The sequence below is a fragment of the Armatimonadota bacterium genome, assembly GCA_016789105.1.
In the GTDB taxonomy this organism is placed as follows: Bacteria; Armatimonadota; Fimbriimonadia; order Fimbriimonadales; family Fimbriimonadaceae; genus UphvI-Ar2.
Genome location: JAEURN010000011.1, coordinates 90,580 through 110,666 on the forward strand (window position 1 = coordinate 90,580; position 20,087 = coordinate 110,666).

The 20,087-nt window shown below is 58.4% G+C and carries 16 protein-coding genes and 2 tRNA genes; 5 read left to right on the top strand and 13 right to left on the bottom strand.

Annotation, left to right across the window (positions count from 1 at the left end):
- Positions 1 to 308: 308 nt before the first annotated feature.
- A tRNA-Glu gene (locus tag JNM28_13295) sits at positions 309 to 384 on the bottom strand.
- A gap of 66 nt (positions 385 to 450) precedes the next feature.
- Positions 451 to 1,743, bottom strand: a complete 1,293-nt coding sequence (locus tag JNM28_13300) for a C40 family peptidase (GenBank protein MBL8069417.1) — start codon at positions 1,741 to 1,743, stop codon at positions 451 to 453.
- A gap of 197 nt (positions 1,744 to 1,940) precedes the next feature.
- Between JNM28_13300 and JNM28_13305 the strand changes: the two genes are divergently transcribed.
- From JNM28_13305 to JNM28_13315, 3 genes are read left to right on the top strand one after another with little or no spacing between them, the layout of a single operon-like run.
- A complete protein-coding gene (locus tag JNM28_13305) occupies positions 1,941 to 2,804 on the top strand; it encodes a glycosyltransferase family 2 protein (protein MBL8069418.1) in 864 nt (287 codons plus the stop codon).
- Positions 2,794 to 3,684 (top strand): glycosyltransferase family 2 protein, encoded by an 891-nt coding sequence (locus JNM28_13310; protein MBL8069419.1) that lies wholly within the window; start codon positions 2,794 to 2,796, stop codon positions 3,682 to 3,684. The genes JNM28_13305 and JNM28_13310 overlap by 11 nt, the downstream gene beginning before the upstream one ends.
- Positions 3,681 to 5,777, top strand: a complete 2,097-nt coding sequence (locus JNM28_13315) for an O-antigen ligase family protein (protein MBL8069420.1) — start codon at positions 3,681 to 3,683, stop codon at positions 5,775 to 5,777. The genes JNM28_13310 and JNM28_13315 overlap by 4 nt, the downstream gene beginning before the upstream one ends.
- Here the strand turns inward: JNM28_13315 and mrdA are convergent.
- The 6 genes from mrdA to JNM28_13345 form a co-directional block, all read right to left on the bottom strand.
- Positions 5,711 to 7,513, bottom strand: a complete 1,803-nt coding sequence (gene mrdA / locus JNM28_13320) for a penicillin-binding protein 2 (GenBank protein MBL8069421.1) — start codon at positions 7,511 to 7,513, stop codon at positions 5,711 to 5,713. The two genes, JNM28_13315 and mrdA, sit on opposite strands and share 67 nt — an antisense overlap.
- Entirely contained in the window at positions 7,464 to 9,863 is a 2,400-nt protein-coding gene (locus JNM28_13325) for a penicillin-binding protein (GenBank protein MBL8069422.1), read from the bottom strand. Before JNM28_13325 ends, mrdA begins: the two co-directional genes overlap by 50 nt.
- Before the next feature lie 60 nt (positions 9,864 to 9,923).
- Positions 9,924 to 10,844 carry a hypothetical protein gene (locus tag JNM28_13330; GenBank protein MBL8069423.1) on the bottom strand — a complete coding sequence of 307 codons (921 nt, stop codon included), beginning with the start codon at positions 10,842 to 10,844 and terminating at the stop codon, positions 9,924 to 9,926.
- A 10-nt stretch (positions 10,845 to 10,854) separates the two neighbouring features.
- Entirely contained in the window at positions 10,855 to 11,349 is a 495-nt protein-coding gene (locus JNM28_13335; GenBank protein MBL8069424.1) for a hypothetical protein, read from the bottom strand.
- The gene (locus JNM28_13340) at positions 11,343 to 12,002 is read right to left on the bottom strand and encodes a sigma-70 family RNA polymerase sigma factor (protein ID MBL8069425.1); all 660 of its coding nucleotides are present in this window, start codon (positions 12,000 to 12,002) and stop codon (positions 11,343 to 11,345) included. The genes JNM28_13335 and JNM28_13340 overlap by 7 nt, the downstream gene beginning before the upstream one ends.
- Before the next feature lie 127 nt (positions 12,003 to 12,129).
- The gene (locus tag JNM28_13345) at positions 12,130 to 12,639 is read right to left on the bottom strand and encodes a hypothetical protein (protein MBL8069426.1); all 510 of its coding nucleotides are present in this window, start codon (positions 12,637 to 12,639) and stop codon (positions 12,130 to 12,132) included.
- 135 nt (positions 12,640 to 12,774) lie between these two features.
- Between JNM28_13345 and JNM28_13350 the strand changes: the two genes are divergently transcribed.
- Both JNM28_13350 and JNM28_13355 read left to right on the top strand, forming a co-directional pair.
- On the top strand, positions 12,775 to 13,971 hold the full coding sequence (locus tag JNM28_13350; GenBank protein MBL8069427.1) for a hypothetical protein: 1,197 nt from the start codon (positions 12,775 to 12,777) through the stop codon (positions 13,969 to 13,971).
- Positions 13,961 to 15,103, top strand: coding sequence for a M20/M25/M40 family metallo-hydrolase (locus JNM28_13355; GenBank protein MBL8069428.1), 1,143 nt, complete (start codon positions 13,961 to 13,963; stop codon positions 15,101 to 15,103). The genes JNM28_13350 and JNM28_13355 overlap by 11 nt, the downstream gene beginning before the upstream one ends.
- On the opposite strand, the gene metF is transcribed toward JNM28_13355, so the two are convergent.
- The 5 genes from metF to JNM28_13380 all read right to left on the bottom strand — a co-directional run bounded on the left by metF (position 15,100) and on the right by JNM28_13380 (position 20,044).
- Positions 15,100 to 15,960, bottom strand: a complete 861-nt coding sequence (metF, locus tag JNM28_13360) for a methylenetetrahydrofolate reductase [NAD(P)H] (GenBank protein MBL8069429.1) — start codon at positions 15,958 to 15,960, stop codon at positions 15,100 to 15,102. The two genes, JNM28_13355 and metF, sit on opposite strands and share 4 nt — an antisense overlap.
- Positions 15,961 to 16,037: 77 nt before the next feature.
- Positions 16,038 to 17,150, bottom strand: a complete 1,113-nt coding sequence (locus tag JNM28_13365; GenBank protein MBL8069430.1) for a hypothetical protein — start codon at positions 17,148 to 17,150, stop codon at positions 16,038 to 16,040.
- A gap of 116 nt (positions 17,151 to 17,266) precedes the next feature.
- A tRNA-Leu gene (locus JNM28_13370) sits at positions 17,267 to 17,352 on the bottom strand.
- Positions 17,353 to 17,390: 38 nt separating this feature from the next.
- A complete protein-coding gene (locus tag JNM28_13375) occupies positions 17,391 to 17,843 on the bottom strand; it encodes a D-tyrosyl-tRNA(Tyr) deacylase (protein MBL8069431.1) in 453 nt (150 codons plus the stop codon).
- Positions 17,840 to 20,044 carry a bifunctional (p)ppGpp synthetase/guanosine-3',5'-bis(diphosphate) 3'-pyrophosphohydrolase gene (locus JNM28_13380; protein MBL8069432.1) on the bottom strand — a complete coding sequence of 735 codons (2,205 nt, stop codon included), beginning with the start codon at positions 20,042 to 20,044 and terminating at the stop codon, positions 17,840 to 17,842. Before JNM28_13380 ends, JNM28_13375 begins: the two co-directional genes overlap by 4 nt.
- Between the last annotated feature and the right edge of the window lie 43 nt (positions 20,045 to 20,087).

A 20,087-nucleotide genomic window follows, 5' to 3' on the forward strand; every position in this document is an offset into this window, starting at 1 on the left:
TTAGAAACACGGCAATGTAGAGGGGGTGAGTAAGAGGTGATTATAAAGGGATTAGCCCTTCAATCTAGGGGCTTCCAGCATAAAAATACTGTCGGCGGCTGAACACTGAAGATAGCTTCTAAGCTTTACGAAGTGGGACTGCTCGACCGGGCAATCCAGCTTGTCAAGTCCCAGGAAGTCGCAATAGTAGTTTAAGAGTGTGATGGAAGAGGTCAAGAGTACTCGTTCGGAACTCCATGGTTCGAATCCCGTCCGGTTATTTCTGATTTTGAACCTAAGTGAAAAACCAGTTCGAACCTAAACAGGTGTGGTACTCCGGACGGGATTCGAACCCGCGACCTTCGCCGTGAAAGGGCGACGTCCTAACCGCTAGACGACCGGAGCACGTGTCAGGGCCCTCCATTCTAGCCCATCGGCGGCAGACCCTTGCAACCGCCGATGGGACCCCAGTTATGGGAGGTCGGGGTTGGGCCCTTCGTATTCGGGGATCGCCTTTTGGCCAAGTTCCTTTCTAGCCGTGTCCAGCACGCCGCTATCAAACTTGCCGACCCGGCGGGCACCGGCGTAGCGCTTGTTGTAGTAATCCTTGCTCAGATTGTCGATCCGCACTTGCCCGCCGCCGCTGCTCGCGTGGATGAACTGGCCGTTGCCAATGTAGATCCCCACATGGCTCACACGGCTTCCCCGGGTGATGAAGAAAATGAGGTCTCCGGGTTGCAGGTCTTCGCGGGCGACCTTTTGGCCGGTTTGGGATTGCGAAATCGAGGTGCGGGGCAAGTTGACCCCATGTTTGGCAAAGACATACTGCACAAATCCGGAGCAGTCAAAACCTCCGCGGCTGGTCCCTCCCCAGCTGTAAGGCACGCCCATTTGATCCTTGGCCGTGGAGATGAGGGCAGCAGCACTACCAGAAGCGGCCGGGGCAGCCTTGGGTTTGGGAACCGGGTCGGTGGCGGTGGGGCTGGTGGGGCGGACAAAATCCCCGTGAACCCAACCAATCGTCCCATGGGCGAACTTGACTTTGTACCAACCGTTCTTTTGCAGGAGGACGTCGGCTACCCGACCCTTATCCACGGTCACGATTTTGGGAGCGCTTGTCGAGCAATCCTTGCGAACATTGACGTCGTCGCCGGTGATTTCTACTTTGAGCGGCGTGGCGGCGGGCTTGGCAGGTTCTTCGGCGGGTTTTGCGGGTTCCACGTTGGTGATGGTGGGACGCGCGTTTGAATCGGGTGTGTTGGGCAAGGCGGCCGGCTTTGCCGTGGCAACCGGGGCAGAATCCGTGACGGAAACCATGTCGCGTCGGATCCAGCCGGTCGTCCCCGATTCAAACCGGATTTTGTACCAGTTGTCTTTGAACTCGAGAACCTCGGCGGTTTGCCCCTTGTTCAGCCGGGCGATGCGGTTGAAATCTGTTCCCGGCCCATTACGCAAGATCACGTCCGATTTGGCGACCTTGGCCGTTTTGCCGCTGACTTTCATCCCAACCACCTGGGCCTTGGGTTTTGGCGTGGATTTGGGCGCCGGCTTAGCGGCTGCAGCCTTGGAGACCGTGACTTTTTGGCCGACTTGTAGCCGGTTCCAGTTGACTTCGGGGTTCAGTTTGTGGAGTTGCTCCACGGTGATCCCGTATTTCTTTGCGATCGTGTAATCGTTTTCCCCTTTGCCAACCGTGTGGGTTGCCGCAAAGGCTGCCATGGCCAACGTAAAGGTAGCGATGGCGACCGTGATCAGCTTCTTCATGTGTTTCCCAGTTCTCTCCTTTGTGCGGCAGGGTAAAAAGCGCCGGCAATCTTTATGGGTAGATCCCAGGCCTTTATACCACTTTTGCCCCCCAGGGACCCGGGCGCGGCTCCCAACACAGGTTCTGTGCCACCCCGGCACCCTTGCAGACGAGTCGGCACCGCTGAAGTTCGCCGACTGGTAAATTTTCGCGAGAAATGGTCGATATCGTGGTGGTCAACTGGAACACCAGGGAGAAGCTGAGAGCGTGTTTGGCCTCGTTGCAGGTTCAATCAATGCTCCCAAGCCGGGTGATCGTCGTCGACAACGCCTCGACCGACGGTTCGGCCGAAATGGTCCGAACCGAATTCCCGGGGGTCGAGTTGCTTGCCCAGGAGGTCAACCTGGGTTATGCCAAGGGCAATAATCTTGGCCTCAAATCGGCAAAATCCGAGTACATCCTGCTCCTCAACCCCGATACAGAGTTGCCAGATGACAATCTGGCCGCGGCCACCGCTTGCTTGGCCAGCCACCGGGATTGCGGGGCAATGAGCGTCAAATTCATTGGACCAGATGGTGAAGTTCAACGGTCTGTCCGCGGATTCCCAACGATTTTGGGGGTTTTGGGCATGCTGACCGGATTGGATCGGCGGTTTCCATCCGGACCGTTGGGTTCCTATTCGTTGCCGGGGTTCGATTATGCGCGGAGCCAATTAGCCCCTCAACCCATGGGGACTTACCTTTTGTTCCGGCGGTCCGTTTTGGGCAAGTTTTGCGACCCAGAGTCGCCATTTGATGAAGATTTCCCGATTTACTTTAACGAAGTGGACCTGCTTTACCGCATGCAGTTGGCCGGATTCCACTGTTGGTATGAAAGCAATCTTTCCATCTTCCACCATCACGGGGCAAGCACCAAGCAGGCTCGAAAAAGTATGATCTGGGAATCCCACCTGAGCCTGATCCGTTACTTTGACAAGCATGCCACCGGAATCCGACGACTCGCCCTTCCCGCCATCGCCGCGGCAAGCGTGGCCGGGGCAATCGTCCGATCCCGCGGGTTCAGCCGGGGATTTGCCCCTTAGCATCACGATTTGCAGTTGGAACACGATTGACGACACCCGCGCATGCCTCCAAAGTCTGCGGGAATCAGGGACGGAGGCAGAATTCGAGGTGATCGTGGTGGACAACAATTCCGAAGATGGTTCGCCCGAGATGATTGCGACAGAATTCCCTGAATTCACCCTTCTCGCTCAATCGCGGAACTTGGGGTTCACCGGCGGGCACAATTTGGCGCTAAAGCATGCCAGTGGCGAACACAAAGCCCTCTTAAACTCCGACACGGTTGTCCACCCGGGGGCGGTGGGGACAATTTTGGAATTCATGGCCACGCACCCAGAAGCTGGGGTCGTCGGCCCAAAACTGCTGAACCCCGACGGCACCCTCCAATATTCGTGCCGCCGATTCCCAAACCCAGTAGCGGCGGCATTCCGGAACACCCTTCTAGGCAAGTTATTCCCCAACAACCGGTACACAAAGGATTACCTGATGCAAGATTGGGGTCATTCAGAACCCCGCGAAGTGGATTGGGTCAGCGGAGCTGCCCTTTTCATCCGAGGCGATTGCTTGCAAGCGATCGGCCCCTTGGACGATTCTCTTTTCATGTTTTGCGAAGACGTGGATTGGTGCAAGCGGGCCTGGAATGCGGGGTTCAAGGTGATGTATTGCCCGCAGGCCGTGATCACGCATGCGATTGGCAGGAGCACGGATAAAGCCCCAAACCGCATGATCGCCCGGTTCCACCGTTCGATGTTCCGTTACTACAAAAAGCACAATGTCCGCGAGGCACCCGCCGTTGCCAGGCCCTTTTTGTTGGCATTTGCCGCTTGCGCGCTTTCTGCGCGCGCCTCGATATTTTTGGTGAAGAATAAGGTCGATGTTTTGAGGAGGAAGATTCGGCGATGACCAAAGACTCGAAATCAAAACCGGGAATGGATTTTTGGCTCTTGGTGTTTGCCGCCGCCTTGGCCCCTCTTGTCGGCGGCCACGTGGCGCTAGAAGCCAGGCCAATCGACTTGGGGATGTTCGGCGAGCTGTTTGGCGGAGGGGCCCTTCCCTATTTGGCCCGGCTGATCGTTGGGGCGCCGATTCTGTGCGGTTTGTTCCTGATGGCAATGCGGGACCGGGTGATCCAGTTGCCCAATATCAGAATCATCGGCACCTTGACGGCTTTTGTCTTTCTGCTGGGTTTCGCCATCCTGTTCGGCTCCTTCCACTACGTTTCGTTTGGAGAGTGGCTCACTTGGTTTGTTTATGGCGGGGCCCTTTTCTTGACCATAGGCACGGTCGGACGCGGCCGCGGAGCCGTGATCGTCGCCGCGGCAGTCGGGGTTTCGGCGGCTTGGGTTGCGCTCCTGGGGGTGCGGGAGTACCTGGAGGTCATGGCCATCGAGCCCACGCATCGGATTTTTGCCGGCTGGAACAATCCCAACGCCGTGGCCAGCCTTTTTGTGTGCGGCGCGCTTGTCAATATTGGGCTTGGTGGCCGGACGCCGGGGATCGCCAAGCTCCTTCCGGTTATCGGCGCCTCGGCGTGCCTGGCTGCTCTTGTGCTAACCCAATCCAAGGGCGGCTATTTGGCCTTTGGGTTGGGTTTTGCGATCTATTGCGGGGTGTTGCTTGCTTCGGGCAAAGACAAACGGCCGTTGGGGGTCGGAATCGCCGCACTTGCCCTGGGCTTGGCCATCGGTTTGGGGGCAACCGCATCCGCCCCGAAAACCCCTGCCGGCGGGGCGCTGGTGCGGATCGGTTCAGGGGCCAGTGCCGAGCAAAGTGTCGGTTTTCGGCAGAACCTCTGGAAGTCGGCAGTCGCGATTGCGGCCAAACACCCAACCGGCACCGGGCCGGGAACCTTCCGGTTCTATTCTGCCGAACCTGGGATCATCGAATCGACAGTTTTCGCCCACCAATCTTATCTGCAACTCGCGGTGGAAGGCGGTTGGTTAGCCCTGATACTCTATCTCGCGACAGCGGTCTTTTGGGTGTCTTACGCCTTTCGGGGGATACGAAAGCAGCCGGGGGAAACGGTTGCATTCCGGGCCGGCTTGTTGGGGGCGGCCATCGGGTTGGCGGGCCACGGATTTGTCGAAAGCAATCTCTCGTTCATGGGATCTGGGCTCTTATTGTTCATTTTGGTCGGCTTAACCTTGCAACTTTCCACCGATGGGACATCCCCAGAGTCGGTGCCTCGGCAGTTGAGGTTTGCCATTGCCACCCTCACCTGCGCCCTCCCATTGGTTGGTTTGGCGGTTTTCGCCGCCTCGGAAGCCAATAAGTCTGTTTTGGCCACCGCGGTGTTCCGTGATCTCAACCCGGCCAAAGCCGTCGAGGCGGCGGGTGTGATCAAGGCCAATAGCTTTGGAGATCCGGAAGCCATTTACTTGGCCGGATTTTATGGATCCAGCAGCCCCAAAGAGCGCGCCGAACTTGTGACCCAGGCGGCAGAGGCGATGCCCCAGCCGCGGCTGCTCCGCTCGGCGGCCCGTGTTTTGGCAGAAGAAGGCAAGGTCGATGAAGCGATCGCCATGAACAACAAAGTGTTCAGGATTGACCCGAACAATTTGAATGCCCATTGGTTGAAAATACAGTTTCTGCAAAAAAAAGGGGATACATCTGCGGTTGACGAAGCTTGTCGCGATTTGATCAAGGTTGAATTGCAGACTTCATTCAAAGTCCGCGCAATCCCCGAGATCGTCCCCACCGAGACCTATGATGCGCGCTTGATATTGGCAGGCGACAGTGAAGACCGCAAAGAAAAGATCAGGCTGTTGGAAGAGGCCCTGACCGGGTACGCGAGGTTCATGAGCGTGACCGCGCCCCTGGTCAAGCGGTTGACCAACGACCAAAACCCCGAATATGGCGGCGTCAGCCGCCAAGACGTCGAGGAAACCCAAAAACGGGCGAAGGAGGCGTTGGCAACCCTAAAAGGTCTTTATGGGCCTTCGTCGTCTGGGATTAATTTGACGGAAATCTCCGGCGCTTTGGACTTTTCCTTCTGATCGCGGGGTCGGAGATAGGTTTCGATGACCTTTTTTGCAATGGGCGCGGCAATCGTTCCGCCATGGCCGGCGTTTTCGACGATGACGGCAAAGGCGATTTTGGGGTCATCGGCCGGGGCAAAGCCGACGAACCAGGCGTGGGTGTGTCGGTTTGTGGAATTCTCGGCACTCCCCGTTTTCCCATCCACGGGGATACCGGGGATTTGCGCCGCTTTGCCGGTCCCGGCGACAACCACGTTGCGCATGGCGTCTTTCAGAGTCGCCCAGAACCAAGAATCGGCCTTAAAGGTATGCAAAACCTCCGGCGGGTAAACCTCCATCTGTGATTTGTCCCCCCGGGGGAAATGGGCCCGCACGACGTGTGGCCGGTAGTTTGTCCCTTCATTGGCAACCAACGCGGCGATGCAGGCCATTTGCAAGGGAGTGACAAGCAAATCGCCTTGCCCGATGCCGACGTTGTTGGCATCCCCAAACGAAAACGGCCGGCCATGTGTTTTCTGCACAAAATCGGCATCAGGCATCAACCCGGCTTTTTCCCCGGGTAGATCGATCCCGGTGGGCACGCCAATGCCAATTTGTTTGGCGACGGCTGTGAACCCGTCCACGCCGACCTTTTGCCCGAGGCGCCCGAAATAGCTGTTGCAACTGCGAGTGAACGCCCACCGGAAATCGTAACTGGCGGCCGGATGGTTCTCACACTTGACCCGCCGGTTGCCTACGGTCAGGTACCCAGGGCAAAAGACTTGCTCGCGCGGGTTGAACTTTCCTGCCATATAGGCGGCCAATGTGGTGACGATTTTGAAGGTTGAGCCGGCCGGATAAAGTCCGGCGATCGCCCTTTTCAACAGAGGGCGGTCGGGGTTTTGGTTGACGGAATCAGATTCCGCCTGGGTGAGGCCCCCATCATAAATCGATAGGTCGTAGCCGGGCGACGACACCATGGCGATGACTTCACCGGTCTTTGGATCAAGCGCCACAACGGCCCCTTTGTGCCCGGCCAGCTGTTCCTTTGCCACTTGCTGTGTGGCGAGGTCGAGGGAGAGGACTAAGGATTCCCCGGGCACAGGTGACGAGGACATGACTGCCCGGAGGGGGCGGCGTTTCCGATCCAAAGTGTAAGTCGTCGAACCTGGCACCCCCATTAACAACTGCTCATATTCGCGCTCCACCCCGTCGCGGCCAACATAGGGCGGGATGAACTCCTGTCCCGAATCCTTAAGCTCTTGTTCAATCGCTTCGGTTGGCACCCACACGTTGCCCAAAATGTGTTCCAGGGCGGCCGTTCCCACTGTTTCCCGCATGGGGAGGCTTTGGACGCCGATCCCCGGGAATTCCTCGCCGGATTCAGCGATCAGGGCTGCCTGTTGGATCGTCGCCCCGACAAAAACCGGTACCGGGAAGTTGGATTTGTGCCACTGCTGTCGCATTTGGTACTCCAACTTGGCGCGGGTGGTGCCCAAGATGGTGGCCAGCCGGTCCAGCACTTCGGGTTTCTGCATGGCAATGGCCGGTTTTGCCGTTACGACAATGCTGGGTCGGACGTTGGCCAGGATGTTCATTTCGCGGTCGTAGATCCGGCCGCGGGGCGCCATGGTTTGGTCAACGATGAGCCCGGTCATCTTGGCTTGTTCCTTAAGGTCGTCGCCAGAGACGATCTGCAAGTACCAGAGTTGGGCGATTGAGACGCTAAAGAAGAGCAATAAGACCAAGGGCACGACCAAGAATCTCGTGGTCATGCGGCGCTCGGTCGGGGAATGGATGACGGACATCGGTCAAAAGGTCGCGGAAACCGTTGTAGGCGGCAAAGTCATTATGTTCGGTGGCAGGCCCGTGCAAGGGGCACATTCCTCGGGGTTCAGAACCTTTGAAGAATGGCCTCCTCACCGTTTCGTTGCAATAGGCAGTGGCCCGCTGCATCGAATCAGCGCAGACAGTCACATAAACAACTTCGCGGTTGTCCCGGTTTCCGGGCGGAGGTTTGGTCCCGCCATTTGGCGGGGGTTCGCCATTGCCGGCCCCATCGCCCCCGTTGTCAGGTGGGGAGACCGGTAGCTGTTCGTTAGGATCTTTGACAACAGGCGTCACCTCCTCTGTCGGCTGGTCTGGGACGGTGATGTTGTCATCTTCTGGAACCTTATCCGGATCCGGCGCATCGTCGGAGGAGGACGGTTCGACATGTTGAAGCCTGTTGAAGGGCCGGGATTTTTCACCGAGGGCATCTTGGATGTCGCCCATCACATCATTCCAGACCCTTGCTGGTCCTTCCCCACCAAACAGTCCCCGCATGGGAACGGCTTTGGGTCTGCCGTCGACCATTTGCTCGTTGGCGCACCAGACGATCCCAATGAGTTTGTCGGTATAGCCGCAGAACCAGGCGTCCTTGTGGTCGCTGGTGGTGCCGGTTTTGCCTCGGGCATTGCGGACGCCTTGGGCTTCGTGTCCTGTTCCGCCCATGACGACCTGCCGGAGGGCGAGGTCGATGAATTCGGCTGCCGAACTTGAAACAACCGATGCGGCCCGGCGGGGTGCAAGCGGGAGGATGCTCCCATCGGGTTCGACGACGCGTTCGATGGCGTAGGTCGGGTAACGGTCGCCATGACTTTGGATGACGCTGTAAGCCTCGGCCACTTCGGTCATATAGACCTCTCCCGAGCCAAGGGCAAGGCTTTGGACGGCTTGCAGGTTGCTCCGCCGGAAGCCGTAGCTCTTCCGGCACATGTTGAGGACATTTTGGGGGCCAACTTCGCCGATCGCCCTGGCGGCAACGGTGTTATTGCTCCACGCAAGCGCCGAAGTGATGGATTGGTACCCCTTGTTGGCACCGCCCTTTACGTAGGTTCGGGTGCCGGTCTTCAAAATCGGGGCGCTGGAAATCGTCGACCCTTCCCCATAAATCCCGCGGTCGAGCCCGGTGAGGTAGACGAACGGCTTCATGGCCGACCCCAATTGCCGACCCGGGCCCATCCATTGCATATTGAATTCGGATTTTTCGTAGTCCGGGCCGCCAACCATGCACAAGATCCGGCCATTGTTGTCGGTGACCAAGATCGCCATTTGGTTTACCCGGTAGCCTTTGAGCCTGTCCAACCACTTGTCTTCGCCTTTTTCCGCCAGGTTTTGGTATTTGGTGTTCAGGGTTGTTTCGACGGTGTATCCGCCCCGGCTGATATCGATGCCTTTTTTGGCCAGTTCGTTCAGGACGTAATCCACAAAATAGGGGTGGAGTTTTTGCCCGCTAACGGTGATGGGCTTCCTGGCTGCCACCTTGATGGGTTCCGCTTTGGCTTCAAGGTATTCGTTGCGGCTAATCCATCCTTCTTCCAACATGGTGTAAAGGACCAAATTGCGGTTCTTGGTTGCGGCGGCCAGGTTCCTCACCGGGTTTTCGTCGCTGGGGCGCCGGACGCAACGCGCCAAAGTGGCGGCTTCAGACAAGGTGAGTTCGTCGAGAGTTTTGCCAAAGTAGACATCGGCGGCCGCACTGATCCCGTACGCCCTCTCGCCGAAATACACCTGGTTCAAGTAAAGGGTAAGGATCTCATCCTTGGTTTTGTCGCGCTCCATGGCGATGGCCAGAGCCATGTTGTCGAGCTTCCGGTCAAATGTCCGCTTGTCCCCGGTGAACACGCGCTTTGCCAACTGCATAGAAAGAGTTGAGCCCCCCCCACTCTCGTGGGTGTCGCCGCCTTCGCGCGCGGCGACGACGACGATCCTGGCCAAGGATTGGAGGTCAACCCCCTCGTGTTGGTAAAACCGTTTGTCTTCTGCGGCAAGGATGGCGTTGACGACGACTTGCGGGATCTCGCTCCGGGTCACAGACCGCCGATATTCGGCTTGGAGCGAATACAGGGTGACCCCGTCGGCCGATTTGATGACGGAAGGGGTGTTGTTGAGCTCTTCGATGACGGCGCCGAGTTTGGGGATGAGCTTTTCGGCTTTTTGCAGTTTGTTGTAGGCCACAACCGATCCGGCCATGAACAAAATCATGAAAATAATGCCGAAAACCATACCGACGATGCGGATGCGGCGCCACCACCCCCCTTTCTTGGAGCGGGGCACCGGCTTCTTAGGGGCGCTCTTTGCCATTTCGCCGTGCCACTATTATGACGGTGGAACACCGGGTGTGGTGTCTCTGGTTCCCATCGCCTAGGTCTTGACAAACTGGCTGAGCTGTTTCAGCTCACTTTCAGTGAAGTCACCGATCAAAACCAGAGTCATTCCCGCGGCGTTCCAGCGGTAGGAATGGACCCGGTCGGATTTGGGCAGGGAGACCTGGTCGCTAGTTTCCTGCATCAAAAAAAGGCTGACCCGCCTTTCGCCGTCGGAATAGAACTGCCGGAGGATGGACTTTCCGCGGAATTCCATTTGCCCGGCGGAAACCAACTCCAGTTTTCCGGGCCGGGCCAACATCATGGGTTTCAGCCCCATTTCCCGGGCAAGGCGCCGGACATCGTCGGCAACGGTGATGATTTTGGCATCCCTTGGAGGGTCGAGTTTTGAAAGCGAGAACCTGTCCTCAAAATTGATTTTGAGGATTTCGAATCCGACTATGTCGTCGCCTTGCGTCGATCCAAAGCTCCGTTTGAGCAGCACATATTTTTCGGCATCGATCCAAAGGCGGTGGGTTCCGCGCTTTCCGGCGGGAATTTCAATGTAGATGGTCTTCCGTCCGGCCACTGTCTCGCCGACCCTGGGCGTGCAATTTGCTGCTTCTGGGCTCCGGAGAGTGGCAACGGTTTCGGACGCGCCGGCCCGGGAGGGGGCCACCCTCATCTCGTTCGTTGTCCGGTTGTAGGTGTAGCGTTTGCCGTCCCGCTCATAGATTTTCACATCTTTGTATTCGGAATCGGGGGGATAGGAGATGTACTGCTTCCCTCCGGCGCGGAGGACGCGTTCTTCGAATTCTCGGACACCGTTAACGGACCGGATCCGGACAACTCGGACGGCAGCATAGCGGACAGTGCCAAGGCTATTCTCAACCCTTTCCGCAACCTGGCTAACGGATTGCGCCTGTCCGGAGGCCATGACCCCGAACAAAGCCCAAACCGTGAGCGCGATTCTTGTCATCAATGGTGGTTCACCAATCCCGGGTGTCAAGTCTGCCCACCGCGATCGACCGGGCGAACGGGCGCGGGCTCCGGACGCCGACTGTGATTTGGGCGGCATCCGATTGGTGGGCCGTCGCAAGGGCCCGTCCCAATTCTGATCCCCCTTCGACCGAATCCGGCTGGTTGTCCGGGGTGTTGACCGCCATGGTTCCGTCATCCACGCTGACCGGTTTGGGAGAATTCAGGAACACGACGGCCGCACAGGCCACCGCCAGGGCCGAGACAAGTCCGCCGAGCCCGACCCACTTCCACACGTGCCGTTTGGGTTTGGGCGCGATTTGTCGGAGCTGCTCGTTGAGGCTACTCCTCCAAGCCATGCTAGGGTCTGGCCCCTCGGAAGACTTCAAGTATTCGGCGACAAAAGAGTTATCCCCGGCTTCGAGTGCTTGCTCCAGAGCAAGGTGCTCGGCGGCATCGAGCGGTTCTTCGCCGATGAGTTTTTTCAACAGTTTTTCGTTCAGCATTTCGTAGCTCCCGCTGCGGGTGATTCCCCGCCTGGGCGACCATCCAAATAAGCCCGCACAACGCGTTGCATGTGTGCCCGGGCCAAAAACAACCGGCTTTTCACGGTGCCGACGGGCACGTTGACCGACCGAGCGATCTCTTCGTACCCCAAATCTTCTTGGTCATGCAAAAGCAGGACGGTCTTGAGCTTATCGCTCATGGTGTCCAGGGCTTGTTCAATGACGACGGCCATTTCTTCGGCCAACATCTGCCGGCTCGGATCCCACCGTTGGTCGGCAAACTCAAACTGTTCGTCCCCTTCAGTGGCTGGCTCGATGCTGAGCTCGACCGGTGACCGTTCCCTTTTCCTTGCCCTGTCGATGCACAGGTTGTGGGCGATCCTGAACAGCCAACTTCGCAGACTGGCGCGTCCATCGAACCCGGCCATAGCTTGGAATGCCTTAATGAACACCTCTTGTGTGACATCAAGGGCCTCCTCTTCGTTCCGGACGAATCGGCGGACGTACCCCAATACCCGGTTCTGGTATGCGTCCACAACTTTTCCGAAGGCGTCGTAATCCTGTTGCCGGCATTTGGCAACTAAGGCTTGTTCCGCCGCCGTGTCGAAGTCGTGCCTGGACGCCACTTTGCTCGCACCTAACCACTGGCTCATGGCTGCTCTACTTTGGGTAAACGCTGGACGGGCCAAGGAGTTCACCGGATCGGGGTAGGGCCCAAAAACCTGATAAAAACCCCCAGGCCGTGCAGGCCCAGGGGTTATGTCCCACCCTTAAGGGTGGCTAGAACCGGATGCCGCCGACGAAGGCGAAACCGGAGAGAGCCGTGCGACCAGAGCCGAAGTAGCGCGCTTCGACGAAGAACGGGTTCCCGCCAAAGTTCAGGTCGCGGCCAACGGCAAACGCATAGTTGAAGTCGAGGGTGCTGTCACTCCCGGCGGATTGTGTCCGGCCAAAACCAACGCCGGCACCGACCGAGTAGTAGAAATCGCTGGTTCGCCCGACATAGTTGTACAGCACCGGCACGTTGCTGAAACCACCTTTACCGTAGTAATCCAAGCTCACGCTCCAGTGGGCCATGTAGTCGGCTTTGTCGGACGGGATTTCCTTGAGCTGTTTTTCCAGCCCGATGGTAAACCAGTTCTTCCCTTCAAACTTCTTGCCGTCGCCTTGGGCCATAAAGATCCCAGCGCGGAGGGACATGCCCATCGGCTTTTCGTATTGCGCGGCGGCGGGGGCGACGAGTACCGCAATTGCAGCCGCGGCGAGGCTCATTTTGACCATGCTCTTCATCCGTGATCCTCTCGTGATTCGAGGTGACCTGGCCGGTTGCCCGGCCACTCTCAGTCACTATAGCACTAGTGACGGCCCAAGGTCCATGGGTGGAGCGGGCCCAAACCGAAAATTTCTCTTGTAGACTTGGGGGAGATGCTCCTTGCCCTTGCGACGATCCTGATGGTTCAGGCGAAAAAAATCGAACCCCCGGCGGCTTTCGCCATGGCATTCAGCCCCAATGCGGAGACCCGGCGGCAGGGATTTGAGGCCTTGTCCTCTATCGATTGGAAGCCGGAGTTCAAAAAAACGGCTTGGGACGCCTACCGCAAGTCGGCAATGCATGCCGCCCTTGGAAAAGAATTCTCCGAACGCCAGATCCGCACGGACGACCGAACCGCCCCATTCAAGTGGAGGGTCGTCGGGACAGAAGTGCCTGGCCAGCCGATGCCCCTGGTCATTGCGCTCCACGGTGGCGGGAGCGGACCCAAGGAGATGAACGACAGCCAATGGGAGGGCATGTTCAGCAAGTACTACAACGATGCGCCGGCACGGGCCCCCTATGTTTATTGTGCGTTGCGGGCCCCCAACGATGAATGGAACGGCTTTTACGATGACAGCATCGCTCAAGTTATCGAGCGGCTCATCTTGGCGTTTGAGCTGTTTGGGAATGTCGATGCCAGCCGGGTTGTGGTAACGGGGGCCTCCCACGGTGGGTACGGGGTGTTTGTCATTGCACCCAAAATCCCCCACCGGTTTGCCGCCGCCAATGCAAGCTCTGGCGCCCCGACGGACGGAGAAACGGAAGGCGAAAACCTCCGAAACCTCTACTTCACCACGGTCAACGGTGCCTTGGACACGGCCTATGGCCGGTTCGACCGGATGAAAGCGTTCTCGGCCAAACGCAAGGAATGGCAAGCCGAAGATGGCGGATTCCCTGGGGGAATTGCAATCTTGGAAGGAGTGGGCCACTTCGTCCCCGACCGCGATAAACCCGACGAGTTGCTCCAGCAAAAGCGGGCCACCGCACCCGAAAAACTGTTTTGGACGCAGACCGACGACCGGGTGAAAACCCACTACTACCTTTGTGACCCCTCGCCCAAACCTGGGAAGAAGATCCGGGTGGAGCGGATTGGCCAATCGGTAGCCATTGTCAACCGGGATGGCGGCACGTTGATCCTCTATCCACCGCCGGGATGGGTGCAAAACGAATTCGTCGTGATTTGGGGGAAATCCAGCACTGCCTTTCATCCCCAACCAAGCTGCGCGGCGTATGCGGAATCCCTGGCCCTGTATGGGGACCCGGCTTTTGCCACGCCCTTTAAAATCAAGGTGGAAAACAGTGGCCAGTAGCATCGGAATGGTTGATGAAGCGCGTTTGGTTGCTCTTTTCAAAGCGTTGGTTTCCATCGACGCCCCTTCCCGACACGAGCGCGACTGCGTTGATTACGTCACGGGGATCCTGGGTTCGATGGGGATCGAGCATTGGGAAGACGGTGCGGCGGCGGTCGTTGGCGGCAACGCGGGCAATGTTATCGCCAAACTGCCGGGGACCAAACCCGGGGCCCCAACTTTGTTCTTTAGCGCCCATTTTGATACGGTCGAGCCGACGGCCGGCCTGAAGATCGTCGAAGAGGGCGACCTGATCAAGTCCGACGGAACGACAATCCTCGGCGCGGACGACAAGGCGGGGATGGCCGCGATATTGGAAGCGGTCCGGCTTTTGCAGGCGAACCGGCCCCCCCACGGAGATATCTATTTGCTGTTCAACGTTTGCGAAGAAGTCGGATTGCTCGGCGCGGGGGCCCTCGATCTCAAGGACCTGGGGATCGACTACGGCTATGTTTTGGACACCGGCCCCCCGGTCGGCACTTTTGTCAACCGCACGGCGACGCATGACGCATTGGAGGTGACGTTCATCGGGAAGCCCGCCCATGCCGGCAAACACCCGGAGGATGGGATTTCGGCCATCCAGGTGGCGGCGGAGGCAATCTATGGGATGAAACTGGGGCGGATCGGCCCGGAAACGACAGCCAACTTCGGCCTTATCACCGGCGGGACGGGAGTCAACGTTGTCCCCGCCCGGGTTCACCTGAGCGGCGAGGCCCGATCCACAAGCGAAGCCGAATTGGATGCCCAGATTGCGCACATGATCGAGAAATGCCGATCCGCGGCCGCCCGTTGGGGTGCCCAAGTGGAAATCATCCACGAGCGGCACTACCACGCCTACACGGTGCCAGAAGATGCGCCGGTGATCCAAACCGCCTTTGCCGCCAGCCGGGCTTGTGGATTTGAACCGGCGTTGAGGACGACTCTCGGCGGGAGCGACGCCAACAAGATCAATGCCATGGGGATCCCCTGCATTGTGGTTGCGACCGGCATGGACAAAATCCACACCCATGAGGAAGAAGTCAGCCGCCGTTCACTGGTCGAAAACGCCTGGCTGACCTATGAGTTGGCGATCCAGGCCGCCCTGCCCGGTTAACCCCGCAACGCTTCGACAACAACTCGGGTTGCCGGGCTTTTGTTCAACGTATAAAAGTGAATGCCCGGGACACCGGCGGCCAGGAGTTCTGTGCATTGGGCGATGGCGTGGGCAATTCCGATGTGGTAGACGGCGGCCGGCGCCCCTTCATATTGATCCAGCAGTTTGAGTAGGTGGGAGGGGATCGTTGCCCCACACATCTCGGTGAACCGGCGCACCTGCGCCACGCCCTGGATGGGCATGATCCCGGGGATGATGGGTTGGGTGACCCCGACACTCCGGGCCCTGCCCACAAATTCGAAGTACTTGTCGTTGTCGAAGAACAGTTGGGTGATGAAAAAATCGACCCCTTCGTCGGCTTTGGCCCTCAAGGCGTCCAAGTCGGCCTGCTTGGAAACCGCTTCTGTGTGCTTTTCGGGGTAACAGGCGGCCGCGACGCACGCGTTGGGTACCTCTTTGCGGATGAGCCCAACCAACTCGGCGGCAAAATTACAGAAACCAGGTTCGGCAGGTGAGCCGTCGACCGGGGCATCGCCCCTCAGGGCCAAGATGTTGAGCAAACCCCGAGTTTTCACATCCTCCAAAGTGTCGCGGATTTCCTTTTCGGGAACGCCCAGGCATGTGAGGTGGACCATAGGTTCCAGCGCATGCTCGTTGCGGATTTTTTCGGCCCAATCGACGGTTTTGCGGCGGGTGGACCCGCCAGCACCACAGGTAACACTGACGAAGTGGGGGCTGAGCCGGGCAAGTTGGCCGATGGACTCGAACAGATTTTTCTCGCCATTCCCGGTTTTTGGTGGGAAAAACTCAAACGAGAAGCCTGGGTTACCGGCCCCGAATCCGTCGCAGATGCGCATTTCGTCTTTAAAGAGGATACCGGGACAAACGATTGTGCCCCCTCACCCGGCTGTGAAGGGGCATTTTTCGCATTTTATTAGGAGTTTTTGCGCTTTCTCGCAACCAACAGAGCGATTCCTGCGAGAGTAGCCATACTGGCGGGTTCGGGGACGGCTTGATAGTTGATGTCCGCAAAGACCGGCAGGTGCCCGCCGGACGGTGTTGCGGCATCCTTCAGGGCCTGGGCGATGGTGGCACCGACCATGGCGTTCCCGCTGACGGTGAGGCTGGAGTTGAGACTCGTCCCGTCGTTGCCCCAAGCGCGGTAGCTGTGATTGGCGTCGTTCCAGGTTGTTGTGGAATAGGCTTGCTGCCAAACCCCAGCATATTCGGTCCCTACTCCATCGCCGAATCCGGAACCCATCAGAATTTGGTCGTGGCGGTCATCCATGCCGCCCGCCCCGGTCGGGTCTTGGGTGTGGACGAATCTGAGAGTGCTACTCCCGTTCCATGATCCCGGCGTGTTGATGGGATCAAAGAAGCGACCGCGATTTTGAGCGGCCGAGGCAACCAGGGATTGGTACGCAGCTTGGGTAGACGACTGCATATTGAAGTCGCCGACCGCCATGATTTGGTAATTGGCGGCCAGCCCGTTGGCATTGGATCTGATGGCGTCTGCTTCGATCAGTCGGCGGTTTTGATCGTCTGTGGTTGCCCCCGACTTGTAATGGCTGTTGTAGACGCCGAATTTTTCCGTCGCTGCGGCATTCCCGGTCAGCGAAAAGTCAAAGCGCCAGACATCGCGGGGGTTGGCTGAGGTTCCGCCGGCGGCCAAAACGAGGTTGGCGGAAACTGAATTCACTTTGGATGTCCGGTAGAACATCGCCGTGTCGCTGGTCACGCTCGTCCCGGTCAGGCTGCCAAAGCTGACAGCCCAGTCGCCGGTGCTGCCGCTGGCCGTGTTGAGCAAGTTTTTGAACGTGTTGGCCGCCGTCGCGCTCTGGATTTCTTGGGCAAAAATGACGTCGGGGCGGAAAGTCCTCCCGGAAAAGACCCCGTAGGCGGCGGTTTGGATCCCAGCGTTTTGGGTGGCATCCGTTCCGTCGAACAGGCTGACATTCCAGGTGGCGACGCGCAGGGTGTCAGCTCCGGCCAGGGCGGCAAAAACGGTGAGCACAACGACGCCACCCCTCCTCATCAAGCAATTCATCGTCTCAAGATACTGCTTGCCCATTGAGGGGACGGGGTACAAATACCAGGTTTTTGGGCCTCCCTTGCCAGCATTGCCGGGCGCGAATGCGGTTGCCTTAAAGAAAGTAAAAGGATTGGTGCGCCGAAAAGGACTCGAACCTTCACGCTTTGTGGGCACTACCACCTCAAGGTAGCGTGTCTACCAATTCCACCATCGGCGCAACCGAGGAACGCCATGATACCCTCCCGGTGGCTGGTCCTATCGCGCGTCGATGACCAATGTGACCGGGCCGTCGTTGACCAGCGATACCTCCATGTGGGCGCCGAATTCGCCGGTTTGGACTCCGCGCACAAGGGGTTTGATTGCCCGGACGAACGATTCGTAAAGGGCTTTGCCTTGATCGTATCCAGCGGATTCGGTAAAGCTGGGCCGCCGCGAGGAGTAAGCATCGGCGTAGAGCGTGAATTGGCTGACGACCAATACCTGTGGTTCCCCGGAATCGGGCAGATCCTTAAGGGCCAGGTTCATTTTGCCCGTGGAATCGGAGAAGATCCGGAGGCCTGCTACCCGGTCTGCTAGGTCAAGGGATTGGGGTTCCACGCTGTGCCGATGGGCGGCCAAAAGAACGAGCAAACCTGGCCCGCACCGGCCGACCACTTCCCCGCCGACAGAAACCTCGGCACGGGAAACGCGTTGGACAACGGCCCTCACCGGGATTTCACCGCCCCTGGGGCTTGGACGCGGAGGATAGAGATGACATCCCCGAAATTACCGATCATGGTCATGAGTTCGCGCAGGTGTTTGTTGTCGACGACTTCGATCCCGATCAGGATTTCGGCCGTGTTGTTGGGCAAGGTTTTGATGCGGGCCCCGGTGACGTTGGTCTTGCTTTCGCCAAAGATGCTGACGATATCCATCAACAATCCCTGGCGATTGACGCAGGTGATTGAAATGTGGACGGGATAGGATTTTCCGTCGGGCTTCCATTTGATAGGTGTGATCCGTTCGGGGTCTTTTTCCGACATGGCCAAGACGTTTGGGCAAAGCCGCCGGTGGATCATGATGCCGCGGCCGCGGGTCACGAATCCGACCACTTCTTCTCCGGGAACGGGCTCGCAGCACCGGGCCCGTTTGGTCATAACTTGGTCGATGCCGGTGACAACTGTCGGTTCGACCTGTTGCGGGGCGGCGGGGCCTTGCGGGGCGGGGTCGGCCTCGCGGATCTTCGCCACGATTTTGTCGGCAACGGACTGGACGCTCGTCAACCCCTCGCCAACCCGCGCAAAAACGTCCATCGGGGTTTGACAGTCTTTGACTTTGGCGACGATCTCTTTGAGGTTGTCGTCGGAGAGTGCCCTTTTGGCGTCTATCCCGCGGGCTTTGAGTTCCCTTTCGATGGCGTCGCGCCCCCGTTGGATGATGGCGTCGCGGTTGCGCTTGCGGAAGTAAGCCCGGATTTTGCTCCGGGTGTGCGAGCTTTTGGTGTGCTCTAGCCAATCCAGGCTGGGCTGGGCGTTGCTGCGGGTGATGATTTCCACCACGTCCCCATTTTTGATTTGAGTTCCAAGCGGGACGACCGCGCCGTTGACCTTGGCCATGACCAGCTGTTCGCCCAGCCTGGTGTGAACCCGAAAAGCAAAGTCGATCGGCGTGGATCCGGCCGGCAAATCAACAACGTCGCCAGTAGGCGTGAAGGCAAAAACCTGTTCGGCGAAAAGGTCGGTGCTGACCGACCGCAAAAAGTCGCTTGAGGATGCGTTGTCGGTGTCGAAGTCAAAGAGCTGCTTTCTCAGCATGGCAAAGCCCGCGGCATCATCGGGTTTGCCCGCGCCCTCCTTGTAGGTCCAGTGCGCGGCGATGCCGAACTCGGCGATTTCGTGCATTTTCCGAGTCCGAATCTGGACTTCCAACGGCTCGCCTCCTGGTCCGACAACCTTGGTGTGCAGGCTTTTGTATCCGTTCGGCTTAGGATTTTGGATGTAGTCGGTGAAGAGCCCGGGGATCGGTTGCCACAGTTCGGTGACAAGCCCAAGCGCCAAATAGCATTCGTGCTGTTGCTCGCAAATGACGCGGATTGCGATCAAGTCCAGGATCTCATCCCAGGGGACACCCTGCTTGACGTGTTTGTTAAAAATGCTGAACAAGTGTTTGGGACGCCCAACGACTTTTGCGTCGTTGAGCCCCTTATCTTTCAGGAGGGCGGAAAGCTGGTCAATGGCGACTTTGAGATCTTCTTCCCTTTCCGACCTTGATTTGGCCACCCGTTCGCTGATTTGGCGGAATTCGTCTGGGTGCAAGGTTTTAAAGGCCAGGTCTTCTAATTGCCACTTGACTTGCCAGATTCCCAACCTTGCCGCAATGGGGGCATAGACCTCCAACGTTTCGTTGGCGATCCGAACCTGCTTTTCCGGCTGCATGGATTCCAGGGTTTGCATGTTGTGCAGCCGATCGGCCAGTTTGATGACCATGACTCGGAAGTCGTCGGCCATGGCGAGGAGGAGTTTGCGCAGGCTTTCGGCGGCGCGGGTGGATTCAGCCCGGCTCCTTTGGCGTTCGGTCGATTCGGCGAGCCGCGGGGATTGGAGCTTGGTGACTCCTTCCGTCATATGCCGGACGTCCTTGCCAAACTCCCTTTCGACATCTTCGGCGGTGACGGGCGTGTCTTCCAACACATCGTGGAGGAGCGCGGCGCAGATGCAATCGGCATCCATCCCCAGCTCGGCAACCGTTGCGGCGACGGCCACCGGGTGGATGATGTACATCTCGCCGGATTTGCGGAATTGCCCTTCGTGAGCCAGCCGGGCCAGGGCCAAAGCGGCCTCAAGTTTGTCGCAGCCCTGGCCGGGCCAGTGCTGGGCGAATGCCGCCAGCACCCTGTCCCATCCGGGGATGGTTGCGTCGGGAGGATTCACCGGGGAGGCCATGCGGGGGCTACGGGGATTGGGGGATTATAGC